An 18,940-nucleotide genomic window follows, 5' to 3' on the forward strand; every position below is an offset into this window, starting at 1 on the left:
AATCTTTCCCTGCAGAACTGCAGATTTTTGTGATAATCCGCGCCACTACGCGGTTTATTATTCTTTTTTTAATTGTGCCCAGACGACAAGAGCGGCTGCCAACAGCGGCTAAAATCGTCGCGATTGAACCAACCGCATGACTTTCAATACGACTAAAGAATGCAGTAGTTTTGCCAAAAACATACCGCATTCTTTAACAGCAAAGCGCTACTTTAGCGAAATAACTACCTACTCAGGCATGCTTAATGCTTTAGGAGAGACAATCACACCGTTGTTATCGGCATAAACAAATTCACCCGGGTTAAACTCAACGCCACCAAATTTCACCACAACATTAACATCACCCAAACCGCGCTTATCGGTTTTTAATGGATTGGTTGCCAGAGCCTGAACACCCAGATCGGTTTCCATGATCACATCCACATCACGAATACAGCCGTAGATAATAATACCTTCCCAGCCATTTTTTGATGCCTTTTCAGCCAGCATATCGCCCAGCAATGCATGACGCATGGAAGCACCACCGTCCACTACCATCACCTTGCCTTTACCATCAGTATCCACCAGCTCTTTAACTTTAGAGTTGTCTTCAAAACATTTGACGGTAACGATTTCACCACCAAATGATTCACGACCGCCGTAGTTATTAAACATTGGCTCAACAACCTGAACCAGCTCTGGGTATTCATCACATAAATCGGGAGTAACGTATTGAGTCATTTTTACATCCTTATCAAAGTTAATTAGAAAATTAGTTAGTCGAAGATTGTTTAATCGAAAGTTGTTTAATAACAGGTACCCGATGCCGATAGATACCCGGCTCAGAATTTGGTGTTGCCTCAACCATTGCACGGGCAACCCGCGCTCCGGACAAAGCCTGATAATTCCCAAAAAATGGAAGCGATAGCAGCTTGGCAGCAATATGCTCACCCAAACGATATTCATCGCGCTCCCCGATTAAAACCGAAGGCTGCCAAAAGCTGGTATGTTCGAAGCACAGCGCCTCGATACCCTGCTCCATTTCACCTTTTATGCGGTTATAGAAAAAAGCAGAATCAGGAGATACCCCAACCGCGCTGACAATTGATGCCCGTTTTGCCCCCGCCTGCCGCGCCAGCGAAGCGCAAGTAATAACCAATTCTTTATCGACATAGCGCAAGCCATCTTTGCCAGATTTTTTTTGAGTAGTACCCAGTGCACAATAAAAATCTTCGAGCGATATGCCATCGGGCAGCCCTTGCTCAAATGTGCGACACACGATGCGTGGCGAGTCCAGCACAATGGCATCAGGCCTGCGCACCATCACTACAACCTTGTCATAATGCGAAGACTGCACAAGCAAGCTGAGCAGCTCACGACCAATAAGGCCCGTTGCTCCGACCAAGAGCGCATTTTTCTTGTGTTCACTCACAACACTGGCTCTCGCATAAAGGGGATTTTATCCATGACGCTGCTTTAACCACTGACTGACTTCTGGCCAAACATCTTGCGCAGCTTCTTTGCTGGCAACCATATCGACATGGCCATAATCCTGCTGAAAACCTTGTGCTTTGCTGAGTAACACAAAATGTTTATCGCTACCGCCATAAACCTCAAAAAAGCGACGACAATATTTCTCAGGGTCTGACTTATCAGCAACGGCGGCAATGGACAATAATGGCAGGCTAACTTGTTTCCACATAGGCAGCAGAGGCTCACGACGAACCTTGAAACGCCAACCACCAAACCAGTCCTGGCGACGCAAATGCTCATTAATGATCCCTGCGGACTCATTTTCGGGACCAATATTCAGCTTCCGACCTTCCAGCTCCCCTTTAAAATTCACCACAAACCGCATCAGTAAGCCAACCAATGGCAGGCGCATATACCAGGGCTTACGCAGCGCCTGAGTTCCGAATAAAACTAACGACGAGGTATTTTCCAAGGTTAATACGCCAGATGCCGCCGCACTGGCAATCAGAACACCGCCTAAGGAGTGGCCTATCCAGCCTGGTTTATGTCCGGTTTTTTCACGCACAAAGTCATTCACAGCAGTGACATCCGAGTGCACGTATTGCTCCAGGGTATTTTTACGATAGCCATGATTTCGTGGAGACAAACCGTGACCTCGGTGTTCATACAGCCAGATATCAAAGCCTTCTTCGAGCAGATGTCGCGCAAGACCAATGCCTTTGGCCGACAACCAAAAGCTGCGATTGGTGAAACTACCATGCACCAGCACCAGCGGTGATTTATCACCCGGTATATCTCCGGCTTTGCTAATGTGCGTTAACGCAATTTGCACACTGGGGTCAGCACATCGATTGTGCTTTAACAGGTAAACATCTTCATTGAAGTCCCCGTGTGTCTCTGCATGTAACAAAGACACAGGGAATAAAGCACTGCTACTTTTCATAAATTGGGTCTGCAGCCTTGCAATTATTGAGCGGGTTTATCCGCCAGGAAAAACCAGGTATCCATCACTGAATCCGGATTGAGCGACACGCTGTCGATGCCATGCTCCATTAACCACTTGGCAAAATCTGGGTGATCGGATGGCCCCTGGCCACAAATACCAATGTATTTACCGGCTTTTTTGCAGGCATTAATGGCGTTTTCAAGCAGCGCCAGAATGGCCGGATTACGCTCGTCAAACAGGTGCGCAATAATACCGGAGTCACGATCCAGGCCCAGCGTTAGCTGGGTCAGGTCATTGGAGCCAACTGAGAAGCCATCAAAGTGCTCCAGGAACTGCTCCGCCAGTACGGCATTGGCGGGCAACTCACACATCATGATCAGGCGCAAATCGTTTTCACCACGCTTCAGACCATTTTCAGCCAACAGATTCACTACCTGCTCAGCCTCCCCTGGCGTACGTACAAACGGCACCATGATTTCGACATTGGTGAAGCCCATCTCATCGCGCACTTTGCGCATTGCACGGCATTCCAGTTCAAAACAGTCGCGGAAGTTTTTCGAGATATAACGCGATGCACCACGGAATCCCAGCATTGGGTTTTCTTCTTCCGGCTCGTATAAACGGCCGCCAATCAGGTTGGCGTATTCATTGGATTTGAAGTCGGATAAACGCACAATCACACGTTTTGGCCAGAACGCTGCCGCCAGCGTCGAAATACCTTCCACCAGCTTATCAACGTAAAAGTCGACCGGCCCGGAATAACCTGAAATACGGCGCTCCACGGTTGGTTTCACTTCGTCTGGCAGAGTATCGAAGTTCAGCAAAGCCTTAGGATGCACACCAATCATGCGATTGATGATGAACTCCAGTCGTGCCAGACCAACACCTTCGTTTGGCAACCCCTGGAAATCAAATGCTCTGTCCGGGTTACCCACATTCATCATGATTTTGAATGGCAAATCCGGCATGGAATCCACGCTATTGGTCTTTACGTCAAAGTCCAGCGCACCGTCATAGACAAAACCAGTGTCGCCCTCGGCACAAGAAACAGTGACTTCCTGGCCATCATTTAATACATCAGTTGCATCCTCACAGCCAACTACCGCAGGAATCCCCAACTCACGGGCAATAATCGCCGCATGACAGGTTCGACCACCACGATTGGTGACAATGGCCGACGAGCGTTTCATCACCGGCTCCCAGTCTGGATCGGTCATATCAGCAACCAGTACATCACCTGGCTTCACCTGATCCATTTGGTCAACGCTATTAATAACACGGACTTTGCCTTTGCCAATCCGATGACCAATCGAGCGCCCTTCCACCAGCACTTTACCGGTCTCTTTTAACAGGTAACGCTCCATGATGTTCTTGTTGGCGCGGCTTTTAACGGTTTCCGGGCGTGCCTGAACAATATAAAGCTGACCATCATCACCATCTTTGGCCCATTCGATATCCATCGGCCGTTCATAGTGTTTTTCGATGATCATCGCCTGGCGCGCTAATGCTTCGACTTCTTCATCAGTGATGGAGAATACACGGCGCAAATTACGATCAACCCGCTGGGTCTCAACCGATTTACCCACCGATGCATCCGGGTTGTAGACCATTTTAATGGCTTTCGCACCGAGGTTTCGACGTAAAATCGCCGGGCGACTTTCTGCCAGATTTTTCTTATGAACGTAAAACTCATCCGGGTTAACGGCACCCTGCACCACGGTTTCACCCAGGCCATAAGAGGAAGTGACAAACACCACTTGATCAAAACCGGATTCGGTATCCAGAGTAAACATCACACCACTGGAGGCGGTTTCACTTCGTACCATGCGCTGAATACCCGCCGACAGAGCTACCTTATGGTGGTCAAAGCCCTGATGATCACGATAGGCAATCGCGCGGTCGTTAAACAGCGATGCAAAGACATCGCGGATAGCGTGCAATACGTTGTCGACACCGACAATATTCAGGTGTGTTTCCTGTTGCCCGGCAAAGGAGGCATCCGGCAGGTCTTCGGCGGTAGCAGAGGAGCGTACGGCAACGGCCATATTGGCGTTGCTGTTTTGTAATTCCGCAAACGCGCTGCGAACATCCGTCTCCAATTGTGGCGGCAGCGGTGCCTCTAAAATCCAGCTGCGAATACGTGCGCCGGTTTCAGTAAGGGCTGGAATATCATCAACATCCAGCGCATCCAGCTCCGCCTGAATGCGGGTATCCAACCCCTCATAATTTAAAAATTCACGATATGCATCAGCGGTGGTGGCAAAACCATTCGGCACCGACACGCCTGCACCCGTTAAGTTGCTGATCATTTCACCCAGAGAGGCGTTTTTTCCACCGACTCGTTCTACATCACCCATTGATACCTGATCAAACCAGAGCACGTAATCAGTCAACTTTTTATCTCCTGCGAATTAGCCTATAGTGATGGCCATTAACTCATTGATAGTGACCGCCGTTAATCACCCGATAGCGGCAGCCCGCTAATACTAAGTGCAGCAAGAACAAATTTCCACATGAAGCGTTACGCCTATTTCATCTCCGACGGTACCGGCATCACGGCAGAAACTCTGGGCAACAGCCTGCTATCACAGTTTGATCAGATTCAATTTGAGCGGGTCACCCTGCCTTATATTGATTCGGAAGAAAAAGCCAAACGAGCTGCTGACGAGATGAATCAGCTGGCTTCAGAAAGCGGTCACCCCGTGATTCTGTTCGATACCATCGTCAATAAAAACATCCGTAAAATCATTGATTCAGCCGATGTATTTAAAATTGATATCTTTTCAGCGTTTCTTGCACCACTGGAAAGTGAGCTGGCGGTTAAATCGTCTTACACGGTGGGCAAATCCCACGCCCCGGCCGACAGTGACAACTATGTTGCCCGGATTGAGGCGGTTAACTTTGCACTCGATAACGATGATGGCGCGCGTACACGTCATTACGCAGATGCCGATGTCATTTTGGTGGGTGTCTCGCGCTGCGGCAAAACCCCGACCAGCCTGTATATGGCCATGCAATTTGGCATCAAAGCCGCTAATTACCCGCTGACCGAAGAAGACATGGACGACCTGAAACTGCCCGAAAGTTTATCGCAACATCGTTCCAAGCTATTTGGTTTAACCATTGACCCGGACCGCTTAGCCGCTATACGCAATGAACGCCGCGCCAATAGCCGTTATTCATCACTGAAGCAGTGTTATCACGAAGTCGATGAAGTGGAGTTCTTATTTGAGCGTGAAAAGATTCCGTTCGTCAGCACCACCGACAAATCCATTGAAGAGATTTCAACCCGGATATTGGCCGAAACTGGCTTAAAGAGGCGACTGCAGAGCTGACTGCGCTATAGCCGCCAGCTTTACCTCATTCATTTTTCGGGCAATGCCACGCGGCTTGGTAAATACCAGACTGTGATCGGCTCCTGGCAGTTCCAGGCAATCCCATTGCACCGAATCAGCTGCAAGCTTCTTATGTCGCTGTTTCATTGGCTCAGGTGCCAATCCACCAAAAAAACTGACTCCTGGCCAAGGAGAGCGCCAGTCTACAAACGTATTCAAATGTCGCTTCAAATACGCCTCAACCGCATAAAGCACCGACGAAAATGACTGCGGCTGATCCTGTAAGCGCTCCATGGTCAGTTGTTCTGCCTGAGGATTTGGCTTGCGATTTGGTGATACCGAATCGAGAAACTGCCGATATACATCAAGATCATTCGGACGTTTAAGCAGTGCATCCGCAATACTCGCGTACTCATCAGCCTTTTGCTCAAGGTGCTCAACCTGAGAAGAAAACAACATCGCAGGCTCAAGCAGAAACAGCAGTCCGGAAAAATCATTGCCAGAAACCAGCGAAAAATGATTCTGCAAGAATTCAACGGCGACCATGCCACCAAAGGAATAACCAGCAAGATCAAACTCAAGCCAATCTAATGCCTCAACCAATTCCAGCAGCTGCAAAGAATAATCGTGGACGTGTGGTTGTACTGGAGAGTGGAGAAATTCTGCCCCACCCATTCCGGCAAGGTCGAGAATAAGCACTTCATCCCATGAGGTCAGATAGTTGGCCACAAACGTCCAGCTTAACTCTCCGGCAACACCCGCCCCGTGAACCAGAACCAATCGACGAATGGCATCACCGGATGATATCGGCCGATATTGATATAACCAGCCATGCTGATGAAAGCTGGCTGTTTTAAAATTAATCTGATGTTTTTCCATAATGCCATTCTACATCCATTGATGCAGAAGCAGCATGCCCCTGAGGGAAATACACTATAAATCCAGCCAACAATGGGTCCTCACTGCGGATATCGGCTTGCTGGTAAGGAGCACCGAGCCAACTTTCAGGATGTGAAATGCGGTTTAATGCGGGAATAAAGTGTAAAGCACGGTATTGAGCATCAACAGCAATCAATGCAATTGGGGTCTCATCCAAACCACGAAAAGTCAGACTCAAATCCAAAGTGGCTCCTACTGACTTCGGCGAACGATCCAGCGAGACATACCAGGCAGGTTTAGCGCCCGCTTTCGTCGACAGCGGAACCGCATTCAGAAAACCAGTGAAGTTTACTTTTTTGTCGGCAGGCACGTTTTCTTTAAAATAGTTCTGATAACGAGAACAGCACTGACTTTTCATAAAAGCCGGCACCCGAAAAGGCGGCGCAAGAATATGATCAAACGTTTGCGGCGTATACGATTCTTCTACAACAATTTCAGAATCAATAATCGGCTGAGCACGCAAGCGACCCGTTTCATCAACAAAGGTATAAAACGGCGGATTATCAGATTCGTATTGTTCACGCTTTTCTTCGAACTCTTCTTCCGTTAAAAAGCCATCCACAATCGGTTGTTCAATTGATTCAGACTCATCAAACGACGACTCAGGAAGGGGGTTTTCCTGTGAGTTTTTCTCTTTACGCTCCACCGGAGTGTTGTGGATACGCCCCTGAGCATCAACCCAGGTAAAATATTCTTGTTCGGCGATGACTTGCGCACTCAAAACCATAACGAACAAAAAATATAAACGGCGTATTATTTCAGGCAAACGCATTCCATCTTCATTAAAACTTCGTTCTGAAACTAAAACCAGCCGCACCAATCGTCAACTTAGTTTTAACATCCAAACCTGGGTATGGGTTCGTTACCGTACAGGTTAAACAATTCCGGTTAAGTGAATTACTGGAGTTCGGGAAGTCCGTAGACCCCTGAGGATCTGCAAGAATCGTTTCTTTAGATTGCATAAAGCTCAGGGAGAAATCAATCACAGTATCCAGATCCCACTGATAGCCCATACCCAAACTGTAGAGTTCTGCATACCCCAAAGGCGCCTGCAAACTGCGAGCATCATCTGGTATTGAGGTTTGCCGTGGCTCATAACCAGCGCGCAACTGAACACGAGAATTCAAGTCATACTGAAAACCAAAGCCAAAACTCCAAACACTTTGGAAATTCATTGGCTGTTCTAATGTAGTATTCGTCACCAAGCCAGGTGCTAAAGTTCTTGCCGTTCCCAGGAAGCTTACTGGGCGATCAAACTCCAGCAATAAGGAGTCCCACTTTTCAAAATCTGTCCAGCCAGCATCAACATTGATCTGAAACTTATCCAGGAAGCGGAATTTAGTACCGACCTGTAAGTGCTGCGGGTAAGTTAATTCAATCGAGACATTACCAGCTTCTTTTGTTCGCCCATCAGGTAAACCAAAAATAGCACCACCAATTGCTCCCACAATAGACGAACGGAACTTACGGAAGAAACCCGAAAATTCGTCATCGTAATTCAGTTCAAAGGTCCCTTTAAGATTACTGGTCGCCTCACTCTGATAGCCAACACCAAAGCCGAACCAATCCGTTGGCTCCCATAAAAATCCAACATTAAAGGATGGTGATAAGCTTTCCTCAGTGGTCACACTTAATTCACCAATGTCGTCATAAGGGCCAACATCACCACCACACAAAGTTACCAAAGGTGCCAGTGGGTCATTTCCGGTGTTATTTCCATCATCATCAAAACAGCCAAATGCCCCCTGTAACTCTTCAATTACACCCAGCAATACGTTGGGTGCACGTAAATCCTGAACAACAGCTACCGCTTGATGAGAGAAAAGAAAACTGGCACCCACGGAAAACTCATCGGTTACCTGATAACCAAACGAGGGAGATAAATAGGTAAAGCGCTGAAGGGCCACCTGCTTCGCCTGGTAACGACCCGGATCATCATCAGCCTTGGCAAAACCTGCAGCCATAGGCGCGTAAACCGCATTCGCAAAGGTAAATTTAGAACCTGGCGGTTTAATGGAAATACCACCAGTAGGTAGGGTTAATATAGGCAGAGACAGCTCTTGCAGACCGACTCCAGGAATATAAGCTGCAGCTGTCGCACGACTTTTTCCTTCTTTTAAAATCGGATCATCCGCAACATTTAACAATCCTGCGTCGTCTTCATTGTAATCTTTAGGCAATGCAAACTCAGCTTCAGCAGCCAGCACAACATTCATCATCTGAAATTGTATCTGGCGACCATCCAGCTTTGTCAGGCCCGCCGGGTTAAAATGGATATCCATAATACCAACCGGGTCTGCAGTCACTGCATTACCCAGCGCCATGGCCTTTGTGTCCAGAAATAAATTCTGTGACAACTGAGCTGAAGCCTGATTAATCAAACCACAAAACAAAAAAGCACTACCAGCGGCAATCCATCTTTGGGCGTAACGTTTGGTGATAGTCATTATTATTTTTCTTCTGTGACTGATCAGTTACTGGAAGAAGGTTTAACACCTTCAATATCAATCGGCAATGACAGGCCAAGAATAATATCCGGAGCCAGTTCCGTAACACCATAACCCACATTAATGTTAGCGATGGTTTTAGGTGAAACGCGGACACCCAGGGCAAAGTTCATAATGCCCGTCATCTGGCTACCAACAGTGGAGCTACGGGTTTCCCCTCCCTGATCCAGAACAAAACGAGTCTCATCATTATAGGAACCCTGGAACGACGCACTTAACGAAACATCGTAAGATAAGGAATAAGCAAAGCCCATTGAAAAAGATAAATTATTACCAGGGTGAACCTCCTCAAGAACAGCTCCACCTCGAACCTGATCCAACCCTTTTTCCGGGAAGTTATACCCCAAAGTACCCGATCCAAATAACACCACCGGATCGAGAACTTTTGAAACACTAACACCAGCACTCAGGCCATTGGTACCGGACCCGGTAGAAAGACGGCGAGCCAGATCAATCTCATATGGGCTATCACCCGTCTTTAAGCGCATCGTACCGAAAAAAGTCGATGACATTTTTCCAGGTATATACTCAAATGGCTGCCAGCGAGTTGTGCCCGTTAAGTCACCAATAGAATAAGCACGGGTTTCATCACCCGTTTCAAATTTAGCCACCAACGGCAAACGACCACTTAAAGTAATATTGTCATACAAGCCATAATCAAACGTAATCGAGTTTGTAAAAGTATGCGAGGCTACCGGCGTGACGTCTGCATTACGAATAATCTGACTCCCCGTTGGCTGGCCATCTTCATCCAACGGAGTTTCAACCACCAGGTTGATTCGCTGATCACCAAAGTAGCTGTAGTCGAAATTATAATTAAGCGACATACCACCACGTTTTAATAACGAATAATTTTTCTCAGCCGCCTCAAAAACCTGTTCCAATGCTTTTTCGGTATCAGCATCACTATCCTGCTTTGCTAATGCTTCACGTGCCTTGTTTAAATCCTGCGAATCAGCATTTGCCGGAGCAACAGCAGCCAAAAGTGGCAGCAAAACCAATGTGGTTCGAATAAACATGTACCTTGCCCTGTATCGTTATTATTTTCTTCTGAAGCGCAATGTTTTTTCGATGCGCTCATTAGGATTTGTGGTGTTGTAGCGAATATTAAAGTCTTCCTGACTTAAACCATCGGCTTCAGTTTCAATTTTATACTCAAGCACCGGATTACCGTCTTCATTCAGCACCTCCTCCCCGTTTTCATCCAGCTTCACTTCTAACGTTGAGCGGGCATTATTCCAGAGTTGTGCAATTTGATTGGTAATCAGATCTTCAAAGCGGATTTGGAAGAAGGGAAATTCTTTATAGGTATTTTCGGCAATGATGTAATCAGAAACGTAACGCATGTCTTCTTCACGCAGCTCAAGGCCACTGGCAGGTTTATGGCCGTTAGGGAAAACGATAAACAATACATTATTATCCCACACTTCCAGAAAGCGACTCATGGTGAAACTAATATTGCCCAGAGCTGGGTCAGCGACATAAACACGGCCTTCATAAACCGTACGTATCACAACGAAGTGTTTAAAGCCTGCATATTCGATTGGCGCAATTGCCGGATGGTCTAATTCTTCGAGATCTGATGCTTCAGCTTTAAAGCCACCCGACGGATGACCTAACGCTGTTACCAGTCGCTTCATGTCCAGCAGAGAAAATCCGCGTCGTTGCACGATACGCTCTGTTTCACCAAAACGCAGCAGGCCTTCCATTACTTGACGCTCCTGGAAATTCCGACCCAGGTAATAATCAAGCAAGGTGGTCAATGCAGCGGAGCCACAAGAGTAGTCGTAAGCCTGACGAACAACGTTGTTGAATTTTTGTACGGACAGAGGCTCTACATTGACCAGCTGATCGTATTGACCATCTTGCCCAACAGCAACACGATAAAACGTATCACCTTGCTCTCGATCGGAAACGATTGAAAACTCATTAACCATTGCGAAAGCAATGATTGACCCCAGGAGAATGATAAACATACTATTTTTTCTTATTTATGTTTGAGCTCAATGTTACATAATTTCACATAATCTACCAAGCCAAAAAACGTCACTTTTCAACAATAACTGACCTTTTCTGAAACATTTACACTTCCTAAAAGCACAAAAAAACCCGCCGAGGCGGGTTCTTTTTAACAATCAACTGAGATTAGTTATGACCGTAAATACGCTGAGTCAAACCACCCAATTGGATATCACTTACCGCAACAGAACCGATAGAAGCACCACCAATTTCGATACCGCCAACATTCAGAGTACCGTCGATATCGCCCATAGCGATGTAGACACCATTGCTGTCAGCCCAGATAGTTTGCTGAACGTTAACAGCACCACCAGAACCGTTATCAAAAGTGATGTTGTTCAGTTTAACAGCTGAACCACCGGCGATAGCACCCTGCAGAGCAGTCAGCTCAGAACCTGCAATAGCACCATCATTATCAGCATCAAAAGCGTTTGCTGCAGTGTAAGCTGCTTGCTCATCAGCCAGGCCATTACCATTCTGATCGCTCAGAGCTGCATAGCCAGTTGCATAGTTTGCAGCAGAAGCACTACCACGAACATCAGCTTGTGCCTGAGTATAACCAAATGCACCCACATCTAAATCAACAATGCGCACATCCATATCAGCCAGAATCACAGCAGAACCAGCTGCAGCACTTGAAGTTACACCAGCACCATTGTCAAAAGTTTGAGTGATGTTGTAGTTAGCAGCAGCACCAGCAGCAGCCATGTTCACAATTGTTGTATCATTGCTTTGCAGATCAACAACCAAATGTACGTCGTTCACAACTTCAGTCTGCTCGCCTGCAGTGCTACGCAGAGCTACCGCACTCGAACCCGCTTCAACACCGTTACCGATATCGATAGTCAAGTTGTTAGAAGTCTCCATGCCAATCTGCAAAGAACCATCAGCCAGCACATCAATTGTTTGAGTGATGTCTGTTTCACTAACCTGAATATTTTCTAATACCAGTGTACCTTGGTCAGTGTACGCAACCTCACCAACAGTAATACCAGATGCATCCATATCGATCTCAATGGTTACACCAGCCTGACCAGTGGTAGCAGACATCATTGCATCATCCATAGCCTTCAGCTCTGCTTGCGCAGCAAACGGAGCAACTGCAACAGCAGCGGCGAGAGTAGCTTTCTTTAAGAATTTCATGTGAGTGTACACTCCAATTTTATTGTTCTACTTAAGTAAGTCGGGCTTGTCCTGCCCTATCACCGACTCACAACAATATGCAGTAAGACGGATGAATTCGATTAACTTTTTAAAGTGAGGACTCTAGGTCGTTTGATTCACTTTTTATTATTCTTGTTTTCCCAGTGATATGGGAGAATGCGAATAATCTATTACGACCCATTTAAGGTGTCCAGCGGTTTTTTACATAACTTAACGTTGTTAGCTGAATTTCGTGTATTCTCAACGATAACAAAGACACTAAAAAAACCAAAAAACCTTAATTTTCAATAACTTGAAAGAAGTTAGCACCCCAGAAACTGGCTCAAAATGTCGCATCAAAAGTTACAAATACCCCCGACCTCAGCCCTGCAAACGCTGGCCAAGTTGGATAACCCAATACTGTTATGCTTTGACGGAGTCTGGGTTATGAGCTATTCACCAACCAATAGCTCCTCACAGATCAACTCACTGCCAAACCAACACCTCAAAAAAGCCAAGACGGATAACCACAAGCATTTTCAGAGCGGCTGGGCCGGTTATATTGAATACCCCAACAACACACAATCAGCACATGAGGCCGCAGAATTCTTCTATTACCCCTGTAGCTTGCTTTTGGATATTGAATCAGGGACTACCTACCTACAAAATCCAAATGCATTATCAGAACTTGAGATTAACGATTGGCTGGCGCCTCTATATAAACTGAGCAATGACAAGTCAGTTTCAACCAATAAACTCACAACTGACTACGAACCAATACCAAGAAAGTGGTTTTCAACCTGGTGCAGGTCTGATTATCAGCAGGCTTTTGAGCAGGTTCAGAACTACCTTAAATCTGGTGATTGCTACCAAATCAACCTGACCATGCCTTTCACTTGCAGCGACAATCTTTGTGATGCTTCTCCACTCCCCTTGCTAGAAGCATTTAACCCAAGGTTCGGTGGCTATCTGAAATCATCAAAACACACGCTATTCAGCGTCAGTCCTGAGCGCTTTATTCGTATTGATGGCAATTACATTGAAACCAGCCCAATCAAAGGCACCATACCGAGAGGAAAAACGGACTCAGAAGACCTACAACTTGCCCAACAGCTATCCTCCAGCCTGAAGAATCAAGCTGAAAACCTGATGATTGTTGACCTGCTCAGAAATGACCTGAGCATCAATGCATTACCACACAGCGTTAAAACGGAGAAACTGTTTGAGCTGGAGTCGCACGCAAACGTTCATCACCTGGTGAGCACCATCAGTGCTGAGAAACATCCGGATAAAAGTGCTGCCGACATCATCATGGATGCCTTCCCCGGAGGCTCGATTACCGGAGCACCCAAGAAACGTGCAATGGAAATCATTAAAGAGCTTGAACATCAGCCTCGCGGGCTTTATTGCGGCTCATTAGGCTATTTTGATGATGCAGGTCACGCGGATTTTAACATTCTGATTCGCAGCATTATCGCAACCAAAGACGGAGCAACCTGCTGGGGCGGCGGCGGTATTACTGTCGACTCAACCGCTGATGACGAGTATCAGGAGATTCTGAATAAAGTTGGAAAGATTCTGACAACACCAATCTGACAATTATCGGAACACGGCCTGCGCTGAAAACACAGGCCGCTCAAACAGCTTAAAGCGTCAGGTCACGATTACTGGCTTTAATAAACTCTTTCTTCAGATCTTCATAAGTATGAACAGCCGGGAACTGAGGGAACTCTTCAATCACATTCTGCGGCGCATGGAACAGAATACCGGCATCGGCTTCCGCCAACATAGTGGTGTCATTATAGGAATCACCCGCAGCAATAGTGCGGTAATAGATGGTTTGCAAAGCACGAATAGACTGACGCTTTGGATCCGCCTGGCGCAGTTTATAATCGACCACGCGGCCTTCATCATCGGTAATCAGACGGTGACAGAACAAGGTTGGGAAGCCCAGCTGACGCATTAATGGTTGAGAGAACTCGTAAAACGTGTCTGATAGGATAATGACCTGAAAGCGCTCGCGCAGCCAATCCACAAATTCACGTGCACCTTCTAAAGGTGCCAGCGTAGCAATCACTTCCTGAATATCCTGAATTTTCAGGTTGTTTTCGTCCAGAATGCGCAGGCGCTGCTTCATCAGGACATCGTAATCAGGGATATCTCGAGTCGTTGCCTTCAGCTCTTCAATACCGGTTTTATTGGCAAATTCGATCCAGATTTCTGGTACCAATACCCCTTCCAGATCAAGACATGCGATTTCCATGACGACTCCAAATAACTTCTGTTGTTAATAGTGTGTTGTTGATAATGGCGCGTACTCTAGCGATTAGCCTCAAAATACTCAACCAACAGAGCGCATCTGATTAGGAATTAAGCCAGACCTTATAACAAACAACACCATCAAATATTACTTTATATTATTAAATGAACTATCAAGATCATGTTAGCCTACATCGTTATATTGCCGCCCCAATACTAACTAATGACTAATCAGCGGCTAACCTTTAGCAGATGAGCATCCCATGACTGACAATCTGACCGAATTAAATGAGCAATTTGCCGACAAGCGTCCTAAAGAACTGATTCGCCATGCTTTGGAACAACATGATGCGATTGCGGTTTCTTTCAGCGGTGCCGAAGATGTTGTTTTGATTGATATGGCAGTTAAGATCAACCCAGATGTCAAAATATTCACACTGGATACTGGCCGCCTCCATCCTGAAACCTACGAATTTATCGAGAAGGTTCGTAAGCATTACAACATCACAATCGATATCCAGACTCCTGATCAAAAAGCACTACAGGATTTTGTTCGTGAAAAAGGGTTGTTTAGCTTCTATGAAGACGGCCACCAGGAATGCTGTGGCGTTCGTAAAATCGCCCCTCTCCGTAACAAACTGGCCACGTTGGATGCCTGGATCACAGGCCAGCGCCGCGATCAAAGCCCGGGAACCCGAAGCGACGTTAATCTGATTGAAGAAGATGGCGCATTTCCTGGCCGCAACGGCACCTTAATCAAATACAACCCACTGGCGTTATGGACGTCTGCTCAGGTATGGGAATACATCAAAGTATTCGATGTACCTTACAACAAACTGCACGAACAGGGCTTCGTCAGCATTGGTTGCCAACCTTGTACACGCGCAACACTGCCGAACCAGCACGAACGTGAAGGTCGCTGGTGGTGGGAAGGTGCCGGCCACAAAGAGTGTGGATTACACGCAGGCAACATCATCAGCAAATCCTGAGAGCACCACTCAAACGACACAACCTCTCCCGAATCTCTGTCTATACTTATAATCTGGGCGCATTGTGATTTATGCGCTCAGGTTCATCCATAGAAAAAGAGAGAAGCTCTTGGGTAAACTCCTGACAGCAGTCATCAGCCTGTTTATTTTCACCCTGTGCCATGCTCAACCTGATTCACTTTCAGGAAAGCGCTTATTACTTTTATACTCATATCACCCTGGCTTCCCAACCTCAGAGAAGGTTCTTTCTGGTATCAAGTCTGCTTTTGAGGATGGCAACAGACCAGTCATCGAAATCGAATATATGGATAGCAAGCGCCTGAATGACCAGCAGGTGCGAGATCATTATTACGACTTCTTAGATTACAAATTGAGCTTCAGGCCCACGTATGACCTGATCATTACCAGTGATGACAATGCGCTGAATTTCGCTGTCACCCATCAAAATAAGCTATTCCCAGAGACTCCTCTGGTATTCCTTGGCGTCAACAACATTGAAAAAGCAAAATCACTTGAATCAAATCCTTTGATCAGCGGTGTAGTTGAGGCCCCCTCGTTTTCTGAAACTCTCAAACTCAGCCAAAAATTAATGCCAGAAAGAACAAATATTCATATCCTGGCCGACAACCGCATTCCTTCACTGTCCGATCTATCCGCGGCAAAAAATGCACTCAAAACATCCCAAAACCTGAACAGCCATATCATCATGCTCAGCGAACTGAGCTGGCGCCAGCTGGGCGAAAAGCTAAATGAGCTGTCCAATCAAGATATCCTGTTGCTGATCTCAGCTTTTAAAGACAAGCACAACAAAACATTGTCTTTTGAAGACAGCTTAAAATTTATAACCAGCCACACGCAGACCCCAATCCTTCACACCTGGGAGCATGGCATTGAGTCGGGCCTTATGGGTGGAGTTGTTGTCAGCCATCAGGAGCAAGGATACCAGGCGGGCAGAATTGCCCGGGACGTTCTGAGCGGCAAGCCAATCGCAAAGATCCCAATACTTTCACAAAGCCCGAACCGGGTGATGCTTAACCACCAAAAAATAAAAGAGTTTAAGATAACTGAGCAGTCAGCTCCGAAAAATACAGTCTGGATAAACTATAAAACCTCCCTGTTATACCAGCACCTTGATTCATTAATTATCTTACTGTTGGTTTTTTTTACACTGGCAGGAATCAGCATTTTCCTGGCCAGGAAAAATTTCAAAATACAGGCAATCAGCAGCCAACTGGAAGAGCAAACCAGCTTTTTACGCTTGTTAATGAGCACCATTCCGGATCTGGTCTGGATAAAAAACCCAAAAGGGGTTTATCTGCTGTGTAATCACCGTTTTGAACTTTTCTTTGGCGCCGAAGAAAAAGATATTATCAATAAAACCGATTATGACTTTGTTGATAAGGAACTGGCTGATTTTTTCAGAAAACACGATCTCAATGCCATGAAGGCTAACCAACCACTGGTCAATGAGGAGTGGGTTACCTTCGCGTCAACCGGAGAAAGGGTTCTATTAGAAACCATTAAAACCCCCATTTATGATCAAGTTACCGGCACCCTATTGGGCGTCCTTGGTGTCGGTCGAGACATTACCAAGCGACGTGAATCCGAAAATGCACTCAGGCTTTCCGCAAGCGTGGTTGAAAATACTGCTGAGGGTGTCGTTATTACAGACAAACAAACCAACATCATTCAGGTGAACAAAGCATTTAGTGAGATTACCGGATTCAGCGCGGATGAAATTAAAGGTAAACCAACATCTGCTCTTAAGTCCGGCATTCAGGATGAATCATTTTACCGGGAAATGTGGTTTGAACTGACACACCTTGGACGCTGGAGTGGTGAACTAATCAACAAACGAAAAGACGAAAGCCTGTACCCTGTCTGGCAAACGATCAGCGCGGTGTTGGATGACAACCATGAACTTTGCCACTACGTGTCGGTATTTTCAGATATTAGTCAGATTAAAAAGTCCCAACAGGAAGTTTTTCACCTGGCTTATCACGACACCCTCACCAATCTACCCAATCGCTCTTTACTGATCGAACGCATGGATCAGGCCGTTAAACACGCAGACCGAAGCCATAAAGCATTTGCCTTAATGTTTTTGGATCTCGACAATTTCAAGAACATCAACGACAGCCGTGGTCACCTTGCTGGCGATGATCTTCTTACGAACACAGCTAAAATTCTTGAAAGCACCATCAGAGAAAAAGATACCGTTGCCCGAGTGGGTGGCGACGAGTTTGTCTTGTTATTTGATGATGTAACCTCCGCCGACAAAGCCGCCAGACTGGCCCGCAAAATATTAAAAACCCTTCAGAACCCTATCGATATTGATGGTGGCCAGGTAGAGATTTCTGCCAGCATTGGTATCTGCCTGTATCCGGCCGATGGCGAAACAGCAACAGAACTATTAAAGAATGCCGACACAGCCATGTATCGGGCCAAACAACAAGGTCGAAACAACTTCCAGTTTTATACCGAACAACTCACCAAAGAAGTGATCAAACGCGTTGAGCTTGAAACTGAACTTCGCCACGCTATTCGCCGTAACGAATTCACTCTGCACTACCAGCCACAAATTGATCTCGTCAGTGGTCAGTTAATTGGTGCTGAAGCACTGATTCGCTGGACAAACCAAAAACTGGGATCGGTACCGCCGGATCAATTTATCCCTGTCGCAGAAGAAACCGGCATTATTCACAAAATTGGCTCATGGGTTCTGCACGAAGCGGCACAACAAATACATCACTGGCAACAAAAAGAACTCAAATTTGGTCCGGTTGCGGTCAATATTGCCGGACCACAGATCACTCATGAACAGTTAACGAATGAAGTGCTGGGTCTGTTAACCAAATTCAATCTGACAGCAGATCAGATAGCACTTGAGGTGACAGAAACATTTGTAATGCAGCATGAGTCATCCATCCATCAGCTGAAAACACTGGATGCAATGGGCATTGAGCTAGCCATTGATGACTTTGGTACCGGCTATTCATCACTGAGTTATCTGAAAAAGCTCCCAGTCCGTAAACTTAAAATTGACCAGTCATTTGTACGAGATATTCCCAACGACCCGGACGACATGGCCATTGCCCGAACCATCATGGCACTGGCTGAAACACTCAACCTCAAAGTCATTGCCGAAGGCGTTGAAACAGAGCAACAGGCTCAGTTTTTAAAAAGTATTGGCTGCAATGAGGCCCAGGGGTATTTTTACAGCAAACCTTTGCCAGCTCAGGAATTTGAATCGTTTTACCGTTCTTTTGAACAAGCAAAACAATAAATTTAATCCCCGCCAACAAACAAAAGCCCCGTTAACAGAATGCTAACGGGGCTTAAAGCTTTCAG

At 46.3% G+C, this 18,940-nt stretch carries 15 protein-coding genes; 4 read left to right on the forward strand and 11 right to left on the reverse strand.

Annotation, left to right across the window (positions count from 1 at the left end):
* Nucleotides 1-228 precede the first annotated feature (228 nt).
* The 4 genes from rraA to ppsA are packed head-to-tail and all read right to left on the reverse strand — an operon-like array spanning nt 229 to nt 4,791.
* On the reverse strand, nt 229-720 hold the full coding sequence (rraA, locus tag KFF03_RS09465) for a ribonuclease E activity regulator RraA (protein WP_255856650.1): 492 nt from the start codon (nt 718-720) through the stop codon (nt 229-231).
* A gap of 31 nt (nt 721-751) precedes the next feature.
* Nucleotides 752-1,411: a hypothetical protein gene (locus tag KFF03_RS09470; protein WP_255856651.1), complete on the reverse strand. Its 660-nt coding sequence runs from the start codon at nt 1,409-1,411 to the stop codon at nt 752-754.
* Nucleotides 1,412-1,438: 27 nt separating this feature from the next.
* Entirely contained in the window at nt 1,439-2,395 is a 957-nt protein-coding gene (locus tag KFF03_RS09475) for an alpha/beta fold hydrolase (protein ID WP_255856652.1), read from the reverse strand.
* 23 nt (nt 2,396-2,418) lie between these two features.
* Nucleotides 2,419-4,791, reverse strand: a complete 2,373-nt coding sequence (gene ppsA / locus KFF03_RS09480) for a phosphoenolpyruvate synthase (protein WP_255856653.1) — start codon at nt 4,789-4,791, stop codon at nt 2,419-2,421.
* 120 nt (nt 4,792-4,911) lie between these two features.
* Here ppsA and KFF03_RS09485 point away from each other — a divergent pair, with 120 nt between their 5' ends.
* Entirely contained in the window at nt 4,912-5,733 is an 822-nt protein-coding gene (locus tag KFF03_RS09485; RefSeq protein ID WP_255856654.1) for a pyruvate, water dikinase regulatory protein, read from the forward strand.
* Here the strand turns inward: KFF03_RS09485 and KFF03_RS09490 are convergent.
* The 6 genes from KFF03_RS09490 to KFF03_RS09515 all read right to left on the reverse strand — a co-directional run bounded on the left by KFF03_RS09490 (nt 5,710) and on the right by KFF03_RS09515 (nt 12,341).
* On the reverse strand, nt 5,710-6,612 hold the full coding sequence (locus KFF03_RS09490) for an alpha/beta fold hydrolase (protein WP_255856655.1): 903 nt from the start codon (nt 6,610-6,612) through the stop codon (nt 5,710-5,712). The genes KFF03_RS09485 and KFF03_RS09490 overlap by 24 nt on opposite strands.
* On the reverse strand, nt 6,593-7,438 hold the full coding sequence (locus KFF03_RS09495) for a hypothetical protein (RefSeq protein ID WP_255856656.1): 846 nt from the start codon (nt 7,436-7,438) through the stop codon (nt 6,593-6,595). Before KFF03_RS09495 ends, KFF03_RS09490 begins: the two co-directional genes overlap by 20 nt.
* A gap of 16 nt (nt 7,439-7,454) precedes the next feature.
* The gene (locus KFF03_RS09500; protein WP_255856657.1) at nt 7,455-9,119 is read right to left on the reverse strand and encodes an OmpP1/FadL family transporter; all 1,665 of its coding nucleotides are present in this window, start codon (nt 9,117-9,119) and stop codon (nt 7,455-7,457) included.
* 23 nt (nt 9,120-9,142) lie between these two features.
* Nucleotides 9,143-10,198 (reverse strand): transporter, encoded by a 1,056-nt coding sequence (locus KFF03_RS09505; RefSeq protein ID WP_255856658.1) that lies wholly within the window; start codon nt 10,196-10,198, stop codon nt 9,143-9,145.
* A gap of 21 nt (nt 10,199-10,219) precedes the next feature.
* Nucleotides 10,220-11,155, reverse strand: coding sequence for a C39 family peptidase (locus tag KFF03_RS09510; protein ID WP_255856659.1), 936 nt, complete (start codon nt 11,153-11,155; stop codon nt 10,220-10,222).
* A 169-nt stretch (nt 11,156-11,324) separates the two neighbouring features.
* Nucleotides 11,325-12,341: a DUF6160 family protein gene (locus KFF03_RS09515; RefSeq protein WP_255856660.1), complete on the reverse strand. Its 1,017-nt coding sequence runs from the start codon at nt 12,339-12,341 to the stop codon at nt 11,325-11,327.
* A 447-nt stretch (nt 12,342-12,788) separates the two neighbouring features.
* Here KFF03_RS09515 and KFF03_RS09520 point away from each other — a divergent pair, with 447 nt between their 5' ends.
* On the forward strand, nt 12,789-13,937 hold the full coding sequence (locus KFF03_RS09520) for an anthranilate synthase component I family protein (protein WP_255856661.1): 1,149 nt from the start codon (nt 12,789-12,791) through the stop codon (nt 13,935-13,937).
* Nucleotides 13,938-13,986: 49 nt separating this feature from the next.
* On the opposite strand, the gene thrH is transcribed toward KFF03_RS09520, so the two are convergent.
* Nucleotides 13,987-14,604, reverse strand: coding sequence for a bifunctional phosphoserine phosphatase/homoserine phosphotransferase ThrH (thrH, locus tag KFF03_RS09525; protein WP_255856662.1), 618 nt, complete (start codon nt 14,602-14,604; stop codon nt 13,987-13,989).
* Nucleotides 14,605-14,863: 259 nt separating this feature from the next.
* Between thrH and KFF03_RS09530 the strand changes: the two genes are divergently transcribed.
* Both KFF03_RS09530 and KFF03_RS09535 read left to right on the forward strand, forming a co-directional pair.
* Nucleotides 14,864-15,589, forward strand: a complete 726-nt coding sequence (locus tag KFF03_RS09530) for a phosphoadenylyl-sulfate reductase (protein ID WP_255856663.1) — start codon at nt 14,864-14,866, stop codon at nt 15,587-15,589.
* 304 nt (nt 15,590-15,893) lie between these two features.
* Nucleotides 15,894-18,875 (forward strand): ABC transporter substrate binding protein, encoded by a 2,982-nt coding sequence (locus KFF03_RS09535; protein WP_255856664.1) that lies wholly within the window; start codon nt 15,894-15,896, stop codon nt 18,873-18,875.
* Nucleotides 18,876-18,940: the final 65 nt, after the last annotated feature.

Origin of the sequence: Bacterioplanoides sp. SCSIO 12839, from assembly GCF_024397975.1 — a bacterium.
In the GTDB taxonomy this organism is placed as follows: Bacteria; Pseudomonadota; Gammaproteobacteria; order Pseudomonadales; family Oceanobacteraceae; genus Bacterioplanoides.

Excerpts from the sequence above, each read along its gene's own strand:
- KFF03_RS09485 (WP_255856654.1), top strand. The coding sequence starts at position 4,912 with ATGAAGCGTTACGCCTATTTCATCTCCGACGGTACCGGCATCACGGCA.
- KFF03_RS09475 (WP_255856652.1), bottom strand. The coding sequence starts at position 2,395 with ATGAAAAGTAGCAGTGCTTTATTCCCTGTGTCTTTGTTACATGCAGAG.
- KFF03_RS09520 (WP_255856661.1), top strand. The coding sequence starts at position 12,789 with ATGAGCTATTCACCAACCAATAGCTCCTCACAGATCAACTCACTGCCA.
- KFF03_RS09535 (WP_255856664.1), top strand. The coding sequence starts at position 15,894 with ATGGATAGCAAGCGCCTGAATGACCAGCAGGTGCGAGATCATTATTAC.
- KFF03_RS09510 (WP_255856659.1), bottom strand. The coding sequence starts at position 11,155 with ATGTTTATCATTCTCCTGGGGTCAATCATTGCTTTCGCAATGGTTAAT.
- KFF03_RS09530 (WP_255856663.1), top strand. The coding sequence starts at position 14,864 with ATGACTGACAATCTGACCGAATTAAATGAGCAATTTGCCGACAAGCGT.
- KFF03_RS09490 (WP_255856655.1), bottom strand. The coding sequence starts at position 6,612 with ATGGAAAAACATCAGATTAATTTTAAAACAGCCAGCTTTCATCAGCAT.
- rraA (WP_255856650.1), bottom strand. The coding sequence starts at position 720 with ATGACTCAATACGTTACTCCCGATTTATGTGATGAATACCCAGAGCTG.
- KFF03_RS09515 (WP_255856660.1), bottom strand. The coding sequence starts at position 12,341 with ATGAAATTCTTAAAGAAAGCTACTCTCGCCGCTGCTGTTGCAGTTGCT.
- KFF03_RS09505 (WP_255856658.1), bottom strand. The coding sequence starts at position 10,198 with ATGTTTATTCGAACCACATTGGTTTTGCTGCCACTTTTGGCTGCTGTT.
- KFF03_RS09500 (WP_255856657.1), bottom strand. The coding sequence starts at position 9,119 with ATGACTATCACCAAACGTTACGCCCAAAGATGGATTGCCGCTGGTAGT.
- thrH (WP_255856662.1), bottom strand. The coding sequence starts at position 14,604 with ATGGAAATCGCATGTCTTGATCTGGAAGGGGTATTGGTACCAGAAATC.